Source organism: Rhizobium sp. RSm-3 (genome assembly GCF_001854685.1).
GTDB classification, from domain to species: Bacteria; Pseudomonadota; Alphaproteobacteria; order Rhizobiales; family Rhizobiaceae; genus Rhizobium; species Rhizobium ecuadorense.
Genome location: NZ_MAWZ01000024.1, coordinates 306,739 through 328,250 on the forward strand (window position 1 = coordinate 306,739; position 21,512 = coordinate 328,250).

23 protein-coding genes are annotated in these 21,512 nt (G+C 61.8%); 14 read left to right on the plus strand and 9 right to left on the minus strand.

What is annotated here, in order from left to right:
• Positions 1 to 216 precede the first annotated feature (216 nt).
• Entirely contained in the window at positions 217 to 1,068 is an 852-nt protein-coding gene (locus tag BBJ66_RS20485; RefSeq protein ID WP_071089315.1) for an AraC family transcriptional regulator, read from the plus strand.
• Positions 1,069 to 1,114: 46 nt separating this feature from the next.
• On the opposite strand, the gene BBJ66_RS20490 is transcribed toward BBJ66_RS20485, so the two are convergent.
• The 3 genes from BBJ66_RS20490 to BBJ66_RS20500 form a co-directional block, all read right to left on the minus strand.
• Positions 1,115 to 1,741, minus strand: a complete 627-nt coding sequence (locus BBJ66_RS20490; protein ID WP_071089318.1) for a glutathione S-transferase family protein — start codon at positions 1,739 to 1,741, stop codon at positions 1,115 to 1,117.
• Positions 1,742 to 1,809: 68 nt separating this feature from the next.
• Positions 1,810 to 2,256 carry a GNAT family N-acetyltransferase gene (locus BBJ66_RS20495; protein WP_071089321.1) on the minus strand — a complete coding sequence of 149 codons (447 nt, stop codon included), beginning with the start codon at positions 2,254 to 2,256 and terminating at the stop codon, positions 1,810 to 1,812.
• A gap of 69 nt (positions 2,257 to 2,325) precedes the next feature.
• Complete coding sequence (locus BBJ66_RS20500) at positions 2,326 to 3,537, minus strand: NADP-dependent isocitrate dehydrogenase (protein WP_071089324.1); 1,212 nt, start codon at positions 3,535 to 3,537, stop codon at positions 2,326 to 2,328.
• 188 nt (positions 3,538 to 3,725) lie between these two features.
• Here BBJ66_RS20500 and BBJ66_RS20505 point away from each other — a divergent pair, with 188 nt between their 5' ends.
• The 12 genes from BBJ66_RS20505 (at position 3,726) to BBJ66_RS20560 (ending at position 14,990) form a co-directional block, all read left to right on the plus strand.
• Complete coding sequence (locus BBJ66_RS20505; protein ID WP_049736055.1) at positions 3,726 to 4,253, plus strand: hypothetical protein; 528 nt, start codon at positions 3,726 to 3,728, stop codon at positions 4,251 to 4,253.
• Positions 4,254 to 4,350: 97 nt separating this feature from the next.
• The gene (locus tag BBJ66_RS20510) at positions 4,351 to 6,390 is read left to right on the plus strand and encodes an FUSC family protein (protein ID WP_184342465.1); all 2,040 of its coding nucleotides are present in this window, start codon (positions 4,351 to 4,353) and stop codon (positions 6,388 to 6,390) included.
• A gap of 4 nt (positions 6,391 to 6,394) precedes the next feature.
• A complete protein-coding gene (locus BBJ66_RS20515; protein WP_071089330.1) occupies positions 6,395 to 7,225 on the plus strand; it encodes an RNA methyltransferase in 831 nt (276 codons plus the stop codon).
• Positions 7,206 to 8,006 (plus strand): glutamate racemase, encoded by an 801-nt coding sequence (murI, locus tag BBJ66_RS20520; RefSeq protein ID WP_071089333.1) that lies wholly within the window; start codon positions 7,206 to 7,208, stop codon positions 8,004 to 8,006. The genes BBJ66_RS20515 and murI overlap by 20 nt, the downstream gene beginning before the upstream one ends.
• A gap of 64 nt (positions 8,007 to 8,070) precedes the next feature.
• A complete protein-coding gene (locus tag BBJ66_RS20525; RefSeq protein ID WP_049736059.1) occupies positions 8,071 to 8,352 on the plus strand; it encodes a type II toxin-antitoxin system TacA family antitoxin in 282 nt (93 codons plus the stop codon).
• A gap of 53 nt (positions 8,353 to 8,405) precedes the next feature.
• Positions 8,406 to 8,837, plus strand: a complete 432-nt coding sequence (locus tag BBJ66_RS20530; RefSeq protein WP_244511720.1) for a GNAT family N-acetyltransferase — start codon at positions 8,406 to 8,408, stop codon at positions 8,835 to 8,837.
• A gap of 131 nt (positions 8,838 to 8,968) precedes the next feature.
• The gene (locus tag BBJ66_RS20535) at positions 8,969 to 10,480 is read left to right on the plus strand and encodes an ATP-binding protein (RefSeq protein ID WP_049736061.1); all 1,512 of its coding nucleotides are present in this window, start codon (positions 8,969 to 8,971) and stop codon (positions 10,478 to 10,480) included.
• 225 nt (positions 10,481 to 10,705) lie between these two features.
• Positions 10,706 to 11,323 (plus strand): 30S ribosomal protein S4, encoded by a 618-nt coding sequence (gene rpsD, locus BBJ66_RS20540; RefSeq protein ID WP_003586216.1) that lies wholly within the window; start codon positions 10,706 to 10,708, stop codon positions 11,321 to 11,323.
• A gap of 72 nt (positions 11,324 to 11,395) precedes the next feature.
• Positions 11,396 to 12,325 (plus strand): glutaminase, encoded by a 930-nt coding sequence (locus BBJ66_RS20545; RefSeq protein WP_071089339.1) that lies wholly within the window; start codon positions 11,396 to 11,398, stop codon positions 12,323 to 12,325.
• 57 nt (positions 12,326 to 12,382) lie between these two features.
• The gene (gene ttcA / locus BBJ66_RS20550; RefSeq protein WP_049736063.1) at positions 12,383 to 13,252 is read left to right on the plus strand and encodes a tRNA 2-thiocytidine(32) synthetase TtcA; all 870 of its coding nucleotides are present in this window, start codon (positions 12,383 to 12,385) and stop codon (positions 13,250 to 13,252) included.
• A 45-nt stretch (positions 13,253 to 13,297) separates the two neighbouring features.
• Positions 13,298 to 14,125, plus strand: coding sequence for an inositol monophosphatase family protein (locus BBJ66_RS20555; protein ID WP_071089341.1), 828 nt, complete (start codon positions 13,298 to 13,300; stop codon positions 14,123 to 14,125).
• 40 nt (positions 14,126 to 14,165) lie between these two features.
• Positions 14,166 to 14,990: an inositol monophosphatase family protein gene (locus tag BBJ66_RS20560; protein WP_071089344.1), complete on the plus strand. Its 825-nt coding sequence runs from the start codon at positions 14,166 to 14,168 to the stop codon at positions 14,988 to 14,990.
• Positions 14,991 to 15,085: 95 nt separating this feature from the next.
• Here the strand turns inward: BBJ66_RS20560 and BBJ66_RS20565 are convergent, their stop codons facing one another.
• The 6 genes from BBJ66_RS20565 to BBJ66_RS20590 all read right to left on the minus strand — a co-directional run bounded on the left by BBJ66_RS20565 (position 15,086) and on the right by BBJ66_RS20590 (position 19,977).
• Complete coding sequence (locus BBJ66_RS20565) at positions 15,086 to 15,562, minus strand: GNAT family N-acetyltransferase (RefSeq protein WP_071089347.1); 477 nt, start codon at positions 15,560 to 15,562, stop codon at positions 15,086 to 15,088.
• Positions 15,563 to 15,601: 39 nt separating this feature from the next.
• A complete protein-coding gene (locus BBJ66_RS20570; protein ID WP_071089349.1) occupies positions 15,602 to 16,882 on the minus strand; it encodes a multidrug effflux MFS transporter in 1,281 nt (426 codons plus the stop codon).
• A 35-nt stretch (positions 16,883 to 16,917) separates the two neighbouring features.
• Positions 16,918 to 18,123, minus strand: a complete 1,206-nt coding sequence (locus tag BBJ66_RS20575) for a multidrug effflux MFS transporter (RefSeq protein WP_071089643.1) — start codon at positions 18,121 to 18,123, stop codon at positions 16,918 to 16,920.
• A gap of 138 nt (positions 18,124 to 18,261) precedes the next feature.
• On the minus strand, positions 18,262 to 18,597 hold the full coding sequence (gene grxD, locus BBJ66_RS20580) for a Grx4 family monothiol glutaredoxin (RefSeq protein WP_003586231.1): 336 nt from the start codon (positions 18,595 to 18,597) through the stop codon (positions 18,262 to 18,264).
• 143 nt (positions 18,598 to 18,740) lie between these two features.
• Positions 18,741 to 19,562, minus strand: coding sequence for a c-type cytochrome (locus BBJ66_RS20585; RefSeq protein ID WP_071089351.1), 822 nt, complete (start codon positions 19,560 to 19,562; stop codon positions 18,741 to 18,743).
• 163 nt (positions 19,563 to 19,725) lie between these two features.
• A complete protein-coding gene (locus BBJ66_RS20590; protein WP_071089353.1) occupies positions 19,726 to 19,977 on the minus strand; it encodes a hypothetical protein in 252 nt (83 codons plus the stop codon).
• A gap of 165 nt (positions 19,978 to 20,142) precedes the next feature.
• On the opposite strand from BBJ66_RS20590, the gene BBJ66_RS20595 reads away from it, so the two are divergent.
• Positions 20,143 to 21,390 carry a hypothetical protein gene (locus BBJ66_RS20595; protein WP_071089355.1) on the plus strand — a complete coding sequence of 416 codons (1,248 nt, stop codon included), beginning with the start codon at positions 20,143 to 20,145 and terminating at the stop codon, positions 21,388 to 21,390.
• Positions 21,391 to 21,512 lie beyond the last annotated feature (122 nt).

Consider the following 21,512-nt stretch of genomic DNA (forward strand, 5'->3'; position numbering starts at 1 on the left):
CCGTGGCTGGATTCCTGTGACATCCCTCGGGTCGAAGCCCGAGGACAGGAATGAGGGTGGGGTGATGCCGGAGCACCCGCCTCGTCCTTCGAGGCCCCTGCGGGGCACCTCAGGATGAGGCTCTCTTGGACTTGCGCTCCGGAGCCGGCAAGTCAGCAAGATTTGTCAAATCGGGTTATGCTTTGCTGCAGCCGATCGATTTGCACGAGGTTTGACATGAATGGCGATACGGCATGGGCACTCTATGAAACCCGCCTGAGACGGGTTTCGGCCTATATTCACGAGCACCTCGACGAGGAGCTGGATATGGGGCGCCTAGCCGAGATCGCCTGCTTGTCCAGCTATCACTGGCATAGGATCTATCGGGCGATTTACCGCGAGACGCTGGCGGCGACCGTCAAGCGGCTGCGGCTGCATCGCGCGGCGGGCGAGATCGTCCGCACGGAGCTTGCCGTCCGTGAGATTGCGAAGCGATCAGGCTATCCCAATCTCCAATCCTTCAACCGCATTTTCAAGTCGGTCTACGGCATGCCGCCGGCACGCTACCGGAAAGAGGGAAGCCACACAGCCTTCCAACCCTCAGCTAACGGAAAGACCAAAGCCATGTTCGACGTTACCATACGTGAGATCGCACCGACGGAACTGATCGGTGTCGCTCATACCGGCTCCTATATGGAGATCGGCAAAGCCTTCGAAACATTGTTCGGCACGCTTTACGCACGCGGTCTCGCCAAGCCCGACATGCGGATGATCGGCGTTTATCTCGATGATCCCGATATCGTGCCGGCCGAACAGCTGCGCTCGATCGCCTGCGTCACCGGCGTTGCCACGGGGCCGGCCGAGGCGCCGTTCGAGCGGCGTACGATCGACGGCGGCGACTACGCCGTGCTGCGCCACAAAGGCCCCTATGCCGACATGCACAAGGCCTATCAGTGGCTTTATGCGGATTGGCTGCCGAAATCCGGGCGGCAGCTGAAGGACAGCGTCATGTTCGAGGAATATCTCAACAACCCGCGCGACGTGCCGCCGACCGAGCTGATAACGGATATCCATATGCCGCTTGCCTGAGGGCTGACATCCCGGCGCGGCCACGTTCGAGCCGCGCCGGTGACGATCAGGCGGCCTGCATCGTCCTTCCGGCCTCATCATCAAGCGCGCTGGCGCGCTTATAGGCCTCACGTTCGCTGATGCGGCCGAAGTAATCGACGAAGGCCTGGCGTTTTTCGATGCTGCCGAAGCCGAGGCCCCAGCCGATATGTGAGCCGACATAGACGTCGGCGGCGGTGAAGCGCTCGCCGGCGACGTAGGTCGAGCCGGAAACGGCCATTTCAAGCGTGTTCATGACGTCGCCGAAGCCGCCGCAGCCGGCCATACGCAGGCGTTCTGCGGGGATTTCGAAACCGAGCGCCTTCATCGTCACCGCCGATTCCAGCGGGCCGGCGGCAAAGAACATCCAGCGGTAATAGCGGGCGCGCTCTTCCGGCTTGGGGGCCAGCCCTTTTTCCGGGAAGGTTTCGGCGAGATAGGCGCAGATTGCCGCGCATTCGGTGACGACGGTGTCGCCATGGCGGATCGCCGGCACCTTGCCCATCGGATTGACGGAGAGATATTCCGGCGCCTTCATGGTTTCGCCGAAGGTCAGAAGTTTGGTGCGATAGGGCTGACCGATTTCCTCCAGCATCCAGCGCGCGATGCGGCCGCGTGACATCGGGTTGGTGTAGAATACCAATTCTTCGGTCATGACATCCTCCTCCTGTTGCGTCGCTCGGAATCAATAGCGCGGCGAGGTCTTTGGGCAACCCCCGCTCTTCAGAGAGCCTTGCGGTACTGGATGAAACCCGAACGTTCGGCGATCTTGTCGTAGAGCCGCCGTGCCGTTGCGTTCGTTTCATGCGTCATCCAGTAAAGCCGGCCTGCGCCGTTTTCGCGCGCAAGATCGGCGACCGCGTCGATCAGCGCGGCGCCGGTGCCGAGCCCGCGCTGGCTGTTTTCGACATAGAGATCCTGCAGGTAGCAGGTCCATTGCGGCAGCCAGCAGGAGCGGTGAAAGATGGCATGGACGATGCCGACGAGGCGGCCGTCTTCGCCGAAGGCGCCGAGCGCGTGCATCGGTTCGTCAGGATCGTGGAAGCGGCCCCAGGTGAGATCGGTGGTTTCGGGCGGGATGACCACTTCGTAGAAGCGCTGATACGCCTCCCACAGGGGTTCCCAGGCGGCACGGTCGGATGGTTCGAGCGGGCGCACGGTCGCCGTCATCAGCTGTTCTCCCAAATGAAAACGGCGGGGAAATCCCCGCCGTTTCAATGTTAATCCGAAAGGGCAGGCTTACGCCATCGCCTTCTGCAGGTTCTGGTCGATCTTGTCGAGGAAGGCGGTGGTCGAGAGCCACGGCTGGTCGGGGCCGATCAAGAGCGCCAGGTCCTTGGTCATGAAGCCGGATTCGACGGTATCGACGCAGACCTTTTCGAGCGTCGAGGCGAAGCGGGCCAGTTCGGCATTGTCGTCGAGCTTGGCGCGATGGGCGAGGCCGCGGGTCCAGGCGAAGATCGAGGCGATCGAGTTCGTCGAGGTTTCCTGGCCCTTCTGGTGCTGGCGGTAGTGGCGGGTGACAGTGCCGTGGGCGGCTTCGGCTTCGACCGTCTTGCCATCCGGCGTCAGCAGCACCGAGGTCATCAGGCCGAGCGAGCCGAAGCCCTGGGCAACCGTGTCGGACTGGACGTCGCCGTCATAGTTCTTGCAGGCCCAGACATAGCCGCCGGACCACTTCAGAGCGGAGGCGACCATGTCGTCGATCAGGCGGTGTTCGTAGGTGATGCCGGCTTCCTTGAACTGATCCTTGAATTCGGTCTCGTAGACTTCCTCGAAGATGTCCTTGAAGCGGCCGTCATAGGCCTTGAGGATGGTGTTCTTGGTCGACAGGTAGACCGGCCACTTGCGCATCAGGCCGTACATCATCGAGGCGCGGGCGAATTCACGGATCGACTCATCGAGATTGTACATGGCCATGGCGACGCCGGCGCCCGGTGCGTTGAAGACTTCCTTCTCGATGACGGTGCCGTCTTCGCCAACGAACTTGATCGTCAGCTTACCCTTGCCGGGGAACTTGAAGTCGGTGGCGCGGTACTGGTCGCCGAAAGCGTGGCGGCCGACGACGATCGGCTGGGTCCAGCCGGGAACCAGGCGCGGCACGTTTTTGCAGATGATCGGCTCGCGGAAGATGACGCCGCCGAGGATGTTGCGGATCGTGCCGTTCGGGCTCTTCCACATTTCCTTGAGGCTGAATTCCTTGACGCGGGCCTCATCCGGCGTGATCGTCGCGCACTTGATGCCGACGCCGTACTTCTTGATGGCGTTGGCGGCGTCGACGGTCACCTGGTCGTTGGTGGCGTCACGGTTTTCGACGGAGAGGTCGAAATAGTCGATATCGAGGTCGAGATACGGATGGATCAGCTTGTCCTTGATGAGCTGCCAGATGATGCGCGTCATTTCATCGCCGTCGAGATCGGCGACGGGATTGGCGACCTTGATCTTGTTCATGTATCTGCCTCGTTCGAGCTTGAAGGGGGACAAGCGTCCCGGGTGGGTGACCTGATGAGGAGCGCTATAGCACTGTGAACCGGGAACGCAAAGCTGCAACGGGTTTCACGATGCGTTTTTGCCGCCATTGCCAAGCGCGGAAATCTGGCTAGTGTCCGGCTTGATTTGCCCACCCGGAACCTTCGACCATGAAGACAATCGCCATTGTTATCGCAAGCCTTATCGTCTTTTCAGGCGCCGCTTATGCGACTGACGCCACTGCTCCCGTGAAGGAGATCATGGACGCGACCAAGAGCAACTGGGCCGACAACAACAGTGACTGGACGGACATCTTCGATGCGAGCCGGCTCGACCATCTCTACAGCAAGGACTTCGTTGCCAGATATCAGGCGGCCGCGCAATTTCCCGCCGGCGACGACGACGGCATATCGCCCTTCGACTACGACGTCATCGTCAACGGTCAGGATGCATGCCCGCTGGAGGATCTGACGGTGGCGGCGGCGCCGCCGGTCGACGGCACGACCGAGGTGACGGTGCGCTTCAAGAAATCCGCCTGCGCGGACACGCCTGACGCCAAGGACTATACGACCGTTCGGTTCGAGGTGGTCGAGGAGGCCGGCCAAGCCGTGATCGACGATATCGTCACCGAGAATATCGAAACGCAGGGCCGCGATTCCCTGAAGGCGACGATGGCGTTGATTGCCAAGGGCCAATAGGCGCGCGACATTCGCGAGCGTCGAGATTTGATTTCGGGCGATTTGCTTTCGCCCGGCATGGCATTATCTGTCGATCCTTCCGCGGCATGAGGGGTTTCTGCATTTGTTTTCCGGCTTTCAGGCTCGCGACTGGCTGCTTGCCAATGACCCGGCGCTTTCGCGCCTGCGCATGGGGCTGCGGGTGACGCTGACGATCATTTTGTCGTTTCTGGTCCTTCTTGCCATCCACATGTTCATCCTGCCGTTGCCGACCGCGGCTTTCGGCCTCGGCATCGTGCTGTCGATCGAAGGAGGGGTGGCGGTGCGCGACAAGGGCAATTCCCGCCAGTTGGTGACGCGGCTCTTCGGTTGTGTGGCAAGCCTTGCCGTCGTCGGCATTGCGGCGGGGCTCGAGGATCGCCGTTTTCTCTCCGATCTCGTCTTCCTGGCGGTGATCGCGCTCGCATCGGCGGGACGGGTGTTCGGGCCGCGCGGTTTTGCCATCGGCATGTTTGCCTTCACCTCCTATTTCATGGGCGCTTATTTCCGGCCGCCGCTTGCCGAACTGCCAGAGGTGACGATCGGCCCGCTCGTCTCGGTCCTCGTCGGCCATCTCGTCAGGGCGGTGCTTTTGCCCGACGACTGGCGGCGCGACCTGCTGCGCTCGCTCGAAAGCGTGCGCGGCCGGATCAACCAGATCCTTTTCAAGCTCGCCGCCATCGCCGGCGGCGCCGAGATCGGCGAAGCCGACCGGCAGGAGCTGCGCCAGCTGGAAGACCGGCTGAAGGAAGTGGTGCTGATGGCGGAGACCTTCATCCCGCGCCCGCCGGCCGGTGTTTTCGACGGCGCCGCCGATCCTGCCGCTGAACTCGCGATCCGGCTTTTCGACGCCCATCTTGCCGCCGAGAGCGCGATCGTGCTGAGTTTCCAGAGTCCGCCGCCCTTTGCGCTCGTCCATGCCGTTATCGAGGCGGATGCGGCCGAACTTGCAAGATTCGAGGGGATGGCGGAAGCCATCGACGATAGGCCGCAGGGCGAAACCGTGCGGGCGCTTCTCTGGCTCGGCGAGGCCAGGCAGCAGCTGACGCAGGCGATTGGCGAGGGGCAGGCCTCCGGCTTTTCCGAGATCGATGCGGTCAAGGATACGGCACGATCCCCGGCGATCGACTTTTCGTTCGCCAATCCGCTGCTGCGCTCGGCGCTGCAGATCACCATCGCGTCGGCGATTGCCATGAGTTTCGGCCTGCTCTTGTCGCGCGAACGCTGGTTCTGGGCGGTGCTTGCTTCCTTCCTCGTCTTCACCAACACCAATTCGCGCGGCGACACTGCGATGAGGGCGCTGTCACGCTCGCTCGGCACCGTGTTCGGGATCGCCATCGGCCTTGTGCTGGCAACGCTGCTTTCAGGCGAGCCTGATATCGCCATTCCGGTTGCCGTCGTCTGTATCTTTCTCGCCTTCTATTTCCTGCAGGTTTCCTATGCGACGATGACCTTCTTCATCTCGATCGTGCTCTGCCTGGTCTACGGCATGACCGGCGTGCTGACGCTCGATCTCTTGAAGCTGCGCATCGGCGAGACCATGATCGGCGCAGCCGCCGGAACGGCGGTCGCCTTCATCGTCTTTCCCACACGCACACGCGGCGCGCTTGATTCAGCGCTTGCCCGCTGGTTCCAGGCGTTGCGCGACCTGCTTGGCGCGCTCGGCGAGGGTAAGAGCAGTTTCGAGCTGATGGCGCTGTCGCAGAAGATCGATGGCTGCTACCGCGATGTGACGGTGGCGGCGCGGCCGCTCGGCTCTTCCTGGTCGGTGGTGACGCGGCCGGGCCAGATCCGCCAGACGCTGGCGATCTTCCTGTCCTGCACCTATTGGGCGCGTATCCTGGCGAAAAGTTATGAAGCGCCGGCCGCCGCCGACACGCTGAACAGGCTGATCGCAGCGGATCTGGCGCTGATCGACGAGGCCGCCCCGCGCGGATCCAGCTGCTTCCTGATCAAACGCAAGGCGTCGCGGACAACGGGACGGCACCTGCCGCTGTCGCGCGAAGGCGCCAGGCTGGGCCTCGAAATGATCGGTTCGGCGCTGGAAAGGCTCTATCCGCAGGCCGACATCTTGCCGTTTGCGGCGGGCGAGGCTATTGCGCGCTCGAAACAGGGATAAGACCATGGCAGGCACGAACAGCGAGCGTCAACTTCTGGCCGAAGGGCCGGCCATTATTCTGGTCGAGCCGCAGATGGGCGAAAATATCGGCATGGTGGCGCGCGCCATGGCGAATTTCGGCCTTGCCGAACTGCGCCTCGTCAATCCGCGTGACGGCTGGCCGAACGAGAAGGCGCTGGCGACCGCCTCCAAGGCCGATCATGTGATCGCGGCAACGAAGGTCTACGACACGCTGGAGCAGGCGGTCGCCGATCTCAACTTCGTCTATGCGACGACGGCGCGCGAGCGCGACGGTTATAAGCCGGTGCGCTCGCCCGTCATCGCCGCCGAGACGCTGAGGGCGAAATTCCGCGCGGGCGAGGGCACCGGCATTCTCTTTGGGCGCGAGCGCTGGGGGCTGACCAACGAGGAAGTGGCGCTGGCCGACGAGATCGTCACCTTTCCCGTCAATCCGGCCTTTGCCTCGCTGAATATCGCCCAGGCCGTGTTGCTGATGTCCTATGAATGGATGAAGTCAGGCATGCAGGATATCGGCGCCGTGCCCTTCCAGGCAATGGGACAGACCCCCTCGACCAAGGAGCAGCTGTTCGGTCTGTTCGATCAGCTGGAAGAGGCGCTCGACGCGCGTGGATATTTCCATCCTGCCGGGAAAAAGCCCAAAATGGTCGACAATCTGCGTGCAGTTCTATCCCGCCGGGCTTTCACGGAGCAGGAAATCAGCGTGTTGCGCGGCGTCATCTCCTCCCTCGACCGCTTCTCGCGCAAGAGCCCGCGCGGCGGCAGGTTCCCGACATCGGCCAAGGAAACACCGCCAGATGACAGCGACGACGCGTGAGCTGAAACCCATCCTGCTCTTCGATTCCGGCATCGGTGGGCTGACCGTTTTGCGCGAGGCGCGCGTGCTGATGCCGGAACGCGGCTTCATCTATGTCGCCGACGATGCCGGCTTTCCCTATGGCGGCTGGGAAGAACAGGCGCTGAAGGAGCGGATCATCGGGCTCTTCGGCAAGCTGCTGACGGATTATGATCCCGAAGTCTGCATCATCGCCTGCAACACCGCCTTCACTTTGGTCGGCGCCGACCTGCGCGCCGCCTTTCCCCAGATGACCTTCGTCGGCACCGTGCCGGCGATCAAACCGGCGGCCGAGCGCACCCGCTCGGGCCTGGTTTCGGTGCTTGCAACGCCCGGCACGGTGAAGCGGGCCTACACACGCGATCTCATCCAGTCCTTCGCGCAGCAATGCCATGTCCGCCTCGTCGGTTCGGAAAATCTGGCGCGCATGGCGGAGGCCTATATTCGCGGCGATGCCGTCTCCGACGAAGCCGTGCTTGCCGAAATCGACCAGTGTTTCGTCGAGAAGGACGGTCAGAAGACCGATATCGTCGTGCTGGCCTGCACGCATTATCCCTTCATGGCCAATCTGTTCCGGCGGATTGCACCCTGGCCGGTCGATTGGCTTGATCCGGCTGAAGCAATCGCGCGCCGCGCCCGCACGCTCGTGCCGGCGGCGGCCGATGCCGCGCATTCCGACAATTTCGACTTCGCCGTGTTTACGTCAGGCCAGCAGGATTTCGCGACGCGGCGGCTGATGCAGGGATTTGGGCTGAGGGCGTAGAGTCTATATTTGACGGCTGAAAGATTTGTGGGTACAATTGCACCCACGAAAACGAGGAGCCGATATGGCCCAGAATACTCACAAAGACGACACGCTGAAGATCCGCGTGGACCGACCGACATTCGAACTGATGGAAACCGCGCGTAATTACCTTCACCTCGACAAAAGCAAATTCATCCGCGAAAGCATTCGCGAGAAGGCAGAGGCCGTGATTGCCGAACACGGGCGGACGCGCTTTACGGCCGAGGACTGGGAATGCTTTTTCGCGGCATTCGACGAACCGGCCAAGCCGACAGAGCGTATGATCAATGCCGTCAAAAAGTACCGCGACATCGTCGGCTCATGAAATTCGAATTGCTCGATCCGAAACGGCATGATCGGGATGGATTCGATTGCGGCGTGGACGCATTGAATTCCTACCTCAGACGCTTCGCCAATCAGGATATCAAGCGCGGTCTGACACGCGTCTATATTCTATGCGATGAAGCGCGAATTGCCGGCTATTTCTCGCTGAGCGCTCATTCCGTTTCCCGGCAAGATCTTCCACCAAAGATCCAGGCGGGACCCTATGAGGAATTGCCATTCCTGATTCTTGGCCGGCTTGCCGTCGATCGCAAATATCAGGGCAGGGGTCTCGGAGATGCGCTGATCGTTCACGCCTTTGCGATAACGCGATCAGCCGCGGCTCAGATCGGCATTCTAGGCATAATTGTCGATGCAAAGGATGAGCGCGCGGCAGGTTTCTACCAGCGCTTTGGGTTTCAGAGGCTTTCGGGCACCGCGCTTCGGCTTGTTCTGCCGATCGCGGCGATGGATCGGCTTCTCGGGTGACGCCGGGAATTGTCCTGTGGGTTGGCGAAATCCGGCCCTGAAAATCAGCAGATTCTTTGATAGACGGGGCGTTGCCGTTTCGGAAGAATGGCGTTTCGTTCATGTGAGTCTCTTCGTCGCGAGGATCGGCATTGCAAGTTGGCATCGATATGGGATTGGCGTCCGGCAGCCCGGCGACGCTCGATATCGAGGAGTTGCTGGCGACCCGTCTGCTGGTGCAGGGCAACTCAGGATCGGGCAAATCGCATCTCTTGCGCCGTCTGCTCGAGCAATCCGCGCAATGGGTGCAGCAGGTCATCATCGATCCCGAGGGTGATTTCGTCACCCTCAGCGACAGGTTCGGCCATATCGTCGTCGACGGCGAGCGCACCGAGGCGGAATTGGCGGGCATTGCCAATCGCATCCGTCAGCATCGCGTCTCCTGCGTGCTGACGCTCGAAGGTCTCGATATCGAACAGCAGATGCGCGCGGCCGCCGCCTTCCTCAACGGCATGTTCGATGCCGATCGGGAATATTGGTATCCGGTTCTCGTCGTCGTCGACGAAGCGCAGATGTTTGCGCCGTCGGTGGGCGGCGACGTCTCGGAAGATGCGCGCAAGATGTCGCTCGGCGCGATGACCAACCTGATGTGCCGCGGCCGCAAGCGCGGGCTTGCCGGCGTCATTGCCACGCAGCGGCTTGCCAAACTCGCCAAGAACGTCGCGGCCGAGGCCTCAAATTTCCTGATGGGCCGCACCTTCCTCGATATCGACATGGCGCGCGCCGCCGACCTGCTCGGCATGGACCGACGCCAGGCCGAGATGTTCCGGGACCTGAAGCGCGGCAATTTCGTCGCCCTCGGCCCTGCGCTGTCGCGCCGGCCGCTGCCGATCCAGATCGGCGCGGTGGAAACCTCGGCGCGCTCTTCCAGTCCGAAGCTGATGCCGCTGCCGGATGCGCCGCAGGATGTCGAGGACCTGATCTTCACGCCCGATCCGGAGGAGTTTCAGCGTCCGCTCGTGCGCCGCGCGCCGCCGGCGCCGCGGCCGACCACCGATATATTGGCCGAGCTTTCACGCTCGACGCCGGCGGCGTCACCCGCGCCGGTCGAGGCGAGGGCGAGCCAGGTGGAGGTTTCCGCCGAGGAGCGGGAAGAGCGCCTGGCCGGCGTGCTGGCCGAAATCCTCGACGACCCCACCTCCGCCTTCCGCACCGATTCGGTGCTCTACCAGGACTTTCTCGTGCGGCTGCGCATGCGCCGCGTGCCGGGACCGCCGATCGCGCTGCCGGATTTCCGCCGGCGTGTGGCGATCTCCCGCTCCGGTGTCGATGCCGCGACTGCCGCGACCGACGAGTGGACGACGGCGCTGTCGCTGTCATCTGGCGTTACCGACGACTTGCAGGGCGTCTTCCTGATGCTCGCTAAAGCCGCAGCTTGCGGCGAACCGTGCCCGTCGGACGCCCGCATCGCCCGCGCCTACGGCACCCATTCCGCCCGCCGTGCGCGGCGCCTGCTCGGCTATTTCGAAGAGCAGGGGATCGTCGTCGTGCACACGGACTTCTCCGGCAAGCGCATCGTGGCTTTCCCCGACATGAATTGCCAGACCGCGCCTGGTGACGCGAATGCGCCTGATACAGGCGATCAGCCGTTGGCTGCGGAATAGTGGCGCTTTCGGGCTTTGGCGCAGTTGACATTTTCATGACGGGCCTCTAAAGACCGCGCCAAGCACCGGGCAGCAATGTCCGGTGTTTCATTTGACATGTCCCGTGGAACGTTTCGGTTCGCTAACCGAGACATCCTGTCAGGTCTCGCAAAGAGGTCAGAGGAGGGCGTGTTTCCTTCGCGCGGTTTGGCAGCAAACCGTCATAAACCTTTGAAAGGAAATACGATGAGCAAGCGCGAATCGTCCAAGTACAAAATTGACCGCCGTATGGGCGAAAACATCTGGGGCCGTCCGAAGTCCCCGGTGAACCGTCGCGAATACGGCCCGGGCCAGCACGGCCAGCGCCGCAAGGGCAAGCTTTCGGACTTCGGTGTGCAGCTGCGCGCCAAGCAGAAGCTCAAGGGCTATTATGGTGACCTGCGCGAAAAGCAGTTCCGCGCGATCTTCGCCGAAGCCGACCGCCGCAAGGGCGACACCTCGGAAAACCTGATCGGCCTGCTGGAATCGCGCCTCGATGCGATCGTCTATCGCGCCAAGTTCGTTCCGACGGTCTTTGCTGCCCGTCAGTTCGTCAACCATGGCCACGTCACTGTCAACGGCGTCCGCGTCAACATCGGTTCCTACCGCTGCAAGGCCGGCGATGTGATCGAAGTTCGCGAGAAGTCGAAGCAGCTGGTGATCGTTCTGGAAGCCGTCAGCCTCGCCGAGCGCGACGTTCCTGATTATATCGAAGTCGATCACAACAAGATGGTCGCCACCTTCGGCCGCGTCCCGACGCTCAGCGACGTTCCGTTCCCGGTCGTCATGGAACCGCATCTGGTCGTCGAATTCTATTCGCGTTAAGAAAAACCAGGCGTTTTTGCATATGGAAAAGCCGCTCTTTCGGGCGGCTTTTTTGTTATCCGGAGAGAAGCGATGACGGATTTGCAGGCGACCCTCGATAGTATCTATACCGATATCCTGCCGCGCATCGGCGAGGGCAAGGTCGCCGACTATATTCCCGAGCTCGCCAAGGTCGATCCGCGGCAGTTCGGCATGGCAATCGTCACCGTCGACGGCAAAGTTTATCGTGTCGGCGATGCCGATATCGCCTTCTCGATCCAGAGCATATCCAAGGTCTTCATGCTGACCTTAGCGCTCGGCAAAGTCGGCGAAAGCTTATGGAAGCGTGTCGGACGCGAACCGTCCGGATCGGCTTTCAACTCGATCGTCCAGCTCGAGCACGAGAGCGGCATCCCGCGCAATCCCTTCATCAATGCCGGCGCGATCGCCGTTTCCGACGTCGTCATGGCCGGCCATGCGCCGCGCGAGGCGATCGGCGAATTGCTGCGCTTCGTGCGTTATCTCGCCGATGACGAATCGATCTCCATCGACGACAAGGTGGCGCGTTCGGAAACGCAGACGGGATATCGAAATGTCGCGCTGGCCAACTTCATGCGCGCCTACCACAATCTCGACCATCCCGTCGATCACGTACTCGGCGTCTATTTCCATCAATGCGCCCTGTCGATGACTTGCGAGCAGCTGGCCCGCGCCGGGCTGTTCCTCGCAGCGCGCGGCAGCAATCCGATGACCGGCCATTCGGTGGTCTCGCCGAAGCGGGCGCGGCGCATCAACGCGCTGATGCTGACCTGCGGCCATTACGACGGCTCGGGCGACTTCGCCTATCATGTCGGCCTGCCCGGCAAGAGCGGTGTGGGCGGCGGCATCTTCGCGGTTGCGCCGGGCATCGCCTCGATCGCCGTCTGGTCGCCGGGGCTGAACAAGGTCGGCAACTCGCAGCTCGGCGCCGTGGCGCTGGAAATGCTGGCGGCGCGCACCGGCTGGTCGGTTTTCGGCGATTGACGCTGTGTTGCCGAACGCGTTTCTGCTAAGGCAGACAGACCTCGATAGGACGACGCAATGAATATCGCAGCCAATATTGCCGACGAATTGGAAAGCGGCGAAGCCGTGACCAGCGGCCATGCGCTGTTTGCCGATGCGCCGCATTCGGTCTCCTTCAACAAGTTGCGCAAGCGGCTGCTCAGGCAGGTGCGCCAGGCCTTCGACGATTTCGATATGCTGAAGGGGCAAAAGCGCTGGCTGGTCGGCCTTTCCGGCGGCAAGGATTCCTACGGGCTGCTGGCGCTGCTGCTCGATCTCCAATGGCGCGGGCTGCTGCCGGTCGAGCTCATCGCCTGCAATCTCGACCAGGGGCAGCCGAATTTTCCCAAACATGTGCTACCGGATTATCTCACAAGGATCGGCGTGCGGCACCGCATCGAATATCGGGATACCTATTCGATCGTGAAGGAGAAAGTGCCGGAAGGTGCGACCTATTGCTCGCTCTGTTCGCGGCTGCGGCGCGGCAATCTCTACCGCGTCGCCCGGGAAGAAGGCTGCGATGCGCTGGTGCTCGGCCACCACCGCGAGGACATTCTCGAAACCTTCTTCATGAATTTTTTCCACGGCGGGCGGCTTGCCTCCATGCCGGCGAAGTTGCTGAACGATGAGGGCGATCTGATGGTGCTGCGGCCGCTTGCCTATGCCGCCGAGGACGACCTTGCAAAGTTCGCCGCCGCCATGCAGTTTCCGATCATTCCCTGCGATCTCTGCGGCTCGCAGGATGGGCTGCAGCGCAATGCAATGAAGGATATGCTCGCCGATATCGAACGGCGCATGCCGGGGCGTAAGGACACGATGTTGCGGGCGCTGTCACATGTGAACCCGTCGCACCTGCTCGATCCGAAACTCTTCGACTTTTCCACCCTTGGTGTCACCGACCCTTCATGAAACTCCGGCTAAGCAGCTGGCTATCGATGAAGAGCAGGAATTCGCATGACCATTTCAGATCAGGATATTCTCTTTCTCGGCGATTGCGTGAAGGAGGCGGCACGCGCGGAAATCATGCCGCGTTTCCGCAATCTCGGCACTTCCGACGTTTCGGAAAAGACCTCGGCAATCGACCTGGTGACGCAAGCGGATCTGCTCGCCGAACAGAGGATTACCGCGGCGCTGAAAGAGCGCTTTCGCTCGGCCCTCGTCGTCGGCGAGGAAGCCTATGACGCGGACCGGTCCGTCGTGCCGGCCCTTGCCGATGCCGAGTTGGCCTTCGTCATCGATCCTGTCGACGGGACGTTCAATTTTGCCGCCGGGCTTCCGGTCTTCGGGACGATGCTAGCGGTCACCGTCAGGGGCGAAACCGTAGCCGGCATCATTCACGATCCCGTCCTCGACGATACGGTGACGGCGATCAAGGGAGCGGGCGCCTTCCTGACGCGGAAGGATGGGCAATCGAGCAAGCTTGCTGTGGCCGAGCCTGCCGCCTTGAACCAGATGGTCGGCGGCATCTCATGGGGCCATATGGACGACCCGGATCGCTCGCGCATCTCAGCGAACATGGCGAAGATCAAAATGACCTTCGCTTTCAACTGCTCGGCCTATGAATATTGGATGGTCGCCTCGGGCAAGCTGCATTTCATCGGCCATGCGAAGCTGATGCCCTGGGATCACCTGGCCGGCGTGCTCGCACACCAGGAGGCCGGCGGCCATACGGCAAAATTCGACGGTACGCCCTATCGCCCTGGCGAGACGACGGGCGGCATCATCTCCGCACCCGACAGGGAAAGCTGGCAGCTGGTCCGCCGGGAGATCGTCGGCATCTGATTTGAGCCCCTACCAAGAGGCCGGACCGAAAGGATTTGACATGACTGCGACTGTCGACGTGACCGTTCTTGCCGATCTCTTGCGCCGTGCGGCGAAGGCGGAAATCCTGCCACGCTTCCGCCGGCTCGGCCAGGACGAAGTGCGCGCCAAGAGCGAGGCAACCGATCTCGTCACCGAGGCCGACGAGCAGGCCGAGCGGATGATCAAGGCGGAAGCCGAACGGCTTTGGCCAAGCGCGCTGTTCCTCGGCGAAGAATCGGTCGCGGCTGAGCCGGCGCTGCTCGGCAGCCTCGCCGATGCCGATCTCGCCATTGTCGTCGATCCGGTCGACGGTACGTTCAATTTCGCAGCCGGCATCCCGGCCTTCGGCGTCATGGCCGCTGTCGTTTCCGGCGGCGAGACGATTGCCGGCATCATTTACGATCCGATGGGCGACGACTGGGTGGTGTCGGAAAAGGGTGCCGGCGCCTGGTTGCGGCGGCCGGATGGCGAGGCGCGGCGGTTGCGCGCGGCCGAGCCTGTCGCGCTCGACCAGATGGTCGGCATGGCCTCGACCGGCTATCTACCGCAGGACAAGCGGGCCGAGATTCTGGGTAATCTCGCCAAGGTGCGCTTTCTCACCAACTACCGCTGCGCGGCCCATGAATACCGCACCCTTGCCGGCGGCCATGTGCATTACCTCATATACAACAAGCTGATGCCCTGGGATCATCTGGCCGGCACGCTGATCTCGCAGGAGGCTGGCGCCTATGCCGCCCGTTTCGACGGTTCTTCCTACCTGCCGCACCATGTCGATGGCGGGCTGCTGGTTGCGCCTGACAAGGCCTCGTGGGAGCTGCTGCGCCGTGAGGTCGTCACAGTCTGAAGGCATGAAAACCGGCCGCAGAACGCCGATTTTGCGGCTGCAGCCTGCGACGGGGCTGCCGGCTTCGTTCGATGATGCGTGTCGGTGGTTCGACCTTACTCTGCGTAAAGCTTTTCCATGCGGAAATTCTCCAGGCTTTGCCCGCGTTTTCCCACGGTTTGCCTGGCTATCACGCGGAAACCCTTGCGCTCGAAAAACGGTCGGGCGGTTCGGCTGGCTTCCGTATGAATTCGCTTGAAGCCGAGCCTCAGAGCTTCCAGCTCGACCCTGCTCAATAGGCGGCTTGCGACACCGCGCCCCTGAAATTCCGGGTGAACGAACATCATGTCCAGACATCCGTCGCCGGTCAGATCGGAAAAGCCGACCGGTTCTCCGTCGATTTCCGCGATCCAGGCTGACCTGCTTATCCTGCGCTCCGCCCAAAGGCTGCGATCTTCCACCTTTGCCCAAGCCTCTATTTGAGCGGGTGAATAATCCCTCGACGAGACCTCCCGGACGGCGCGCAGAAAAATCTCAATCGTCGCGTCTGCGTCGCTTGGCGCGTAAGGCCTGATCAGAATCGGGTCGTCCACCGGGATGCCTTTCGCGCACTGCTGCCAATCGTCTCTTTGTCAGAAATGGGCCGCACCCGGATCCAACTGCGGGCTGTCGCCGGGGTGTGTAAAGAGCTTGCCGTTTTCAGCCCAGAGGGTGGCGGCGATCGTTACCACGCCGAAGAGCGCGAAGCCGCCGAAGAGAGGCTGGACCGTGCCGTTGAACATCTGGCCGACCAGGCCGCCGAGAATGGCTCCGAATGTTGTCGAGACGAAGCCGGTGACGGCGGTTGCGGTGCCGGCGAGATTGCCCATCGGCTCCAGGCTGATGGCGGTAAAATTGGTGGCGATGACGGCAAACATCATCAGCACGATGGTGAAGATGCCATAGGCGATGGCGAAATCCGGCTTGGCGGCCAGCGAAGTGAAGAAGCCAGCGGCCGACAGCGCCGTAAAGATCAGCAGGGCGGCGTGCGAGATGCGGCGCATGCCGAATTTGCGGACGAAGAAACCGTTGGCGAAATTGGCCACAGCGATGCCGCCGGCGGTCGCCGCAAAGGCAATCGGCAGCCAGTCGCCGAGGCCGTAGACCTCGCCGAAAACCTGCTGCACCGAGATCACATAGGCGCTGATGACGCCGGTGAACATGGTGAGGCCGACCATGTAGCCGCAGGTGATGCGGTTGGTGAGCACGGTCTTGAAGCCGTCGACGACGGAACCGACCGACAGCGGCAGCCGCTCTTCCGGCGGCAGGGATTCCTTCAGGCGCAGAAATGCCCAGACGAACAGAATGGTGGCGGTGATGCCGAGCAGGATGAAGATCCAGTGCCAGTTGGCATAGAGGATGATGAGCTGGCCGATGGAAGGGGCGACGATCGGCACGATCATGAAGACGATCATGACGTAGGACATGACACGGGCCATTTCGCGGCCGCCGAAGCAGTCGCGGACGATGGCCATGGTGGTGATGCGCACGGCGGCACCGCCGACACCCTGGACGAAGCGCATGAGGAGCAGCATTTCGAAACTGCCGGTCGCGGCGGCGGCAAACATTCCAACCACGTAGCAGGCCATGCCGCCGAGCAGGATGTTGCGCCGCCCGAACGTATCCGAAAGGCTGCCGAAGAATATCTGCGAGACGCCGAAGCCCAAGAAGAACACGCCGATAATAAGCTGCGCGTCGTTGGTGTTGGTGACGCCAAGGGAATGGCCGATATTGGGCAATGCCGGCAGCATGCTGTCGATGGCCATGGCGATGCTGGCGGTCATGATGGCGATGGTGACGACGAATTCGCCGAAACCCATGCCGATGCGGCGGGAGCCCTGGTTTTCCTGGTGCGGTTTATGCGGCGGCGTCATGTGGTGAAATCCCGGATGCGGAGCTGGCCGGCCGTTCAGACGGCCGGATTCTGCTGTTGGAAGAGGCGGCCCTTCTCGGCGATCAGCACGAAGACGAGCCCGATAATCGACACGATGAAATAACCGGCGACCATCGGCAGCGCGGTGCCGTCGAAGGCCTGGCCGATGCCGGCGCCGATGAGGGCGCCGCCGACCGTGCTCATGAAGCCGAGGACCGAGGAAGCGGTGCCGGCGACGTGACCGAGTGGCTCCATGGCGAGCGAATTGAAGTTCGAGCCGATCCAGCCGAACTGGAACATGGCCAGGCCGAAGAAGGAGATGAACAGAGCAAACGGCATTGGCTCGGAACTCGCCATCTGAACGATCAGCCAGATGGTGTTGATGGTGATGAAGCCGATGAGCGAGCCGTGCGACAGTCGGCGCATGCCGAGCTTGCCGACGAAGCGCGAGTTGAAGAAGGACGACAGCGACATGAAGATAGCCACGCCGGCAAAGGCGAAGGGGAAATAGACGCCGAGATCGTAAATGCCGACATAGACCTGCTGGGCCGAATTGATGAAGCCGAACAGCGCGCCGAAGATGAAGGTGCTGGCGATGGTGTAGCAGAGCGCGATGCGATTGGTCAGCACCAGCTTGAAGGCGCCGAAGATCGAGCGGGCGGTGAAGGGGCGGACATTGGCGGGATGCAGGGTTTCCGGCAGGCGGAGATAGGCCCAGACGGCAATTGCTGTCGCCATGGCGGCGATGAAGAGGAAGATCAGGTGCCAGTTGCCGAAGAACATGACGATCTGGCCGGTGCCGGGTGCAATCACCGGCACGATCATGAAGACCATCATGATCAGCGACATGACTTCCGCCATCTGCCGGCCGCCATAGATATCGCGGACAATGGAGACGGTGATGACGCGGGTTGCCGCCGAACCGACGCCCTGGACGAAGCGCAGGGCGAGCAAGCCTGCGAAGGAGGGGACGAAGACGATACTGATGGCGGAGAGAATGTAGATGACGAGACCGATCAACAGCGGCGTGCGGCGGCCGAAACGGTCAGACAGCGGCCCGTAGAACAATTGGGCACAGCCGAAGCCGAGCAGATAGGTTGAGACAACGAACTGGCGATGATTTTCACTCTCGACACCGAGGCTCGCGCCGATCTGCTGCAAGGCCGGCAGCATGATATCGATCGCCAGGGAGTTGACGGCCATCAGGAAGGCGGCAAGCGCGATAAATTCTCGCTTGCCCATGGGCAGGCGGCCCGCGGACACGGCTTGTGATGAATCTGTCACAATGAAATTCCCATAAACAGGCTAAGGCGCTGCTAGCCGCAGCGCCTCGGACTCAAGATTACAGATTTGGAAACCGGGCGGACGTCCGGTGACCGGTCAGGCGGCGCCGCGCACAGTGATGCCGTTTTCCTGGAGATGCTGCTGCAACTCACCGGCCTGGAACATTTCCCGGACGATATCACAGCCGCCGACGAACTCACCCTTGATGTAAAGCTGCGGGATCGTCGGCCAGTTGGAATATTCCTTGATCCCTTGGCGGATCTCCGAATCGGCGAGCACGTTGACGCCCTTGTAATCGACGCCGATGTAATCGAGAATCTGCACGACCTGCCCGGAGAAACCGCACTGCGGAAACTGCGGCGTGCCCTTCATGAAGAGGACGACGTCGTTGCTCTTGATTTCGTTGTCGATGAATTCGTGAATGCCGCTCATAGAACCTGATCCTTTCAACAGGCGGGTTAAAGGCCCGCCGTTTCAATCGTTGTCTTTAGATAGCATGTGGCGGCAGGAATTCCACCCGCCCAAACCAAAAAAAGACCAATCTGGTCAGACCACTCCAGATTGTTGCCGTCGCGTTACGGTTGGCGGGTGAGGTAAGCCTGAATCTGTTCGATTTCAATATCGGTGAAATAGCGGAAATCCCATTGCGAAACCTGCGTCATCACGCCGAGATCGCGGCCTCCGACACCCTTGCCGGTTCGCAGCAGCGTCTTGAAATCGGCGGCCGAATAGGATTGCGCCAAGGGCCTCAGCGCCGGGGCGAGAAAGGCTTCGGATTGCTTTGCTGTATCGAGATTGTGGCAGTGGCTGCAATCGGTCTTGAAGGCATATTCACCGATATCGGCCGGGCGTGTGGCGGCGGGTGTGACGACGGCGGGCACCAGGTCGGCCTCAAAGGGGATCTTGTCGAGCGCCAGGCCCACTCGGCCGAGCGGTCCCCAGTGGGTTCCTCCCGCCACGGCGTCGGGAAGCTGCTTCAGGGTGCGCAGCCAGACGACGAGTGCTGCCATATCGTCATCGGTGATATTGGCGAAATTGCCAGCCGGCATGATGAAGACGCCGGTGCCGTCCTTCTTGACGCCGTGGCGGATGAGACGCACCAGCTCTGCATCGCTGTACATGGGCACCAGGCGGGTCAGGTTCGGTGCGACAATGCGGCCGACGCCCGGCTCGTCGAGCAGGATGTTGCCAGCATCGTGATGACAGCCGCCGCACATCAGCGTGCGAGCGCGGCGCTCGGCCTCGTCGGGGGATAGCGTCGTCTTGACGGCAATATCGGCGGCCGCGACGTCATAGGTCCTGGAAAGGCGCATCTCCGACAAGGCGTAAATGCCGACAACGGCGATAAGACAGATCGCGACCAGCGACGCGAGGACGATTTTTAGAATGCGTTTCATCGGTCCGGGCCCCCAAAGACCTTGTGGAGGCAGATGTGCCGCGCTCCATCGTGACAATCCGTTTGACATCGGCATTGGCAGGCGCCGGCTTTTGTTGCCGCGGCATCGAGCCGGCGCGGGATATGGAAATCTGCAAGATCGGCGCCGGCCAAGGCACCAACTGCTAGCTGCGGCGTTGGCGGCTGCGGCCGGCGGCGGTGCGGCGCTTGCTGACCTGTTTGCGGGCGGGCTTGCGTGCCGCCGCCGCGGTCTTGCGGGCGGTCGAGGCTGGCTTGCGCGCTACGGCCGTCGTCGATGCGCTGCGCGTTTTACGTTTCTTGCGCTTCGTCGTGGCGCGGCCGGTGGTTTTCTTCAGGATTTCCTTCAGCACGCTGTCGACGACGCCCGAGATCAATTCTTTGACAAGATCGGCCACAAAACCCCTCCGTTCGTGGTGGAAACGACATGCCTGCTATTGAATTCCGGATGAGTTCGGTTAGCAAGGCGGCTTCGAGACCAAAGCTGCTTTTTTGCGGGTGTTAGCGGCAGAGCAGCCAGACCGCAGCAATATGCCGGCCATTCGCCGGGGCCGGAAGGTGGAATGAAACTGATCGAGAAGCGGGTCGTCCTGCATTTTCCCGGCTTCGAGCCGCTCGATGGCGCCGCCCACAGGGCGCGCTACGAGCGTTCTGCCAGGCAGAGCGCTGCTGTCTGGGGCTATTCGGTTGCGATCGGACCTGCGGCAGGAAGCGATCCGCTCAGTTTCGAGGTCACCACGGGCGGCGGCGATGCGGCGCCTGGGGCAGCCGGGGATGCGGCGCCCGGGGCAGCCGGCGATGCGGCGCTCGGAGCAGCCGGCGATGCGGCGCTCGGAGAAACCGGTTCGCGCGGTTGGCTGACGAAGAGCCGGATCCACACGATCGATCACGATATGTTCGTGCGCAAATTGCGCAGCGGCAACACTTTGAGCCAGATCATTGCAGGCTTTCGCAGCTGCGCTCAGATCATGCTCGAAGGCGGTATGCGGGGATATTTCCGTCATGCCTGGCGCTTCGGCCTGTTCTTTCTCTTTCCGTTCCTGCTGACGGCACTGGCGATCGCGCTGACGGCGCAGATTGCCGTCATGCCCTATAGTCTCGGCTTTTCTCCCTGGCACATGCTCTGGAGCGGGCCGCTGGGGCTCTGCTTCTTCATCTTCGCCTTCCTGCCGTTTTCCGAACGCTTCCACACGCTGCATCTCTTTGCCGATTGGAAAATGGCGGTGGCGCTTGGCCGGATGGATCGGGCCGATTTCAACGGCTGGCTGGAAGACCGGGCAACTGCCGTGCGCGAGGCCCTCAACGAAGAAGCAGACGAGTATGTGATCTCCTCGCACAGCATGGGATCGAATGTGGCCGCCCATGTCATCGGCATATTGCTGGAAAGGGAGCCGGAGATTTTTGCCGGCAAGCGTGTGGTGTTTGCCACCCTCGGCAGCGCCATTCTGCAATGCGCGCTGCTGTCATCGGCGGCGCGGCTTCGCGCCCGCGTCGGGCTGATCGCCCGCTGTCCGGAGATTTCCTGGCTCGACGTGCAGTGCCTGACGGATTCGATCAATTTCTACAAGGTGCCGATCGTCGCCGTTTCCGGCCATGCCGATGCACCGCCAGCAAAGATGATCCTGATCCGCGTCAAGCAGATGCTGACGCGCGAGCGCTATCGCAGGATCCGCAAGGACCAGCTCCGCGTCCACCGGCAATATGTGCTGGGGCCCGATCTGCAGGCGCCTTTCGACTTTACGCTGATGACATCGGGTCCGATGCCGGCCTCGGTCTTTGCTAGCCCTGACGCGAAGAGAATGCCCGGCTGAGGGCCCCAGCCGTGTCGGCGGTTTGTCGTGGAAGTTAGAAATCTTGCGACAAACAAAGTGCGAACAAGCTTCATATTCCTTGCTCAAAGCGTGCCAGTCAAAAAAGGTAGCCGTATGGATAT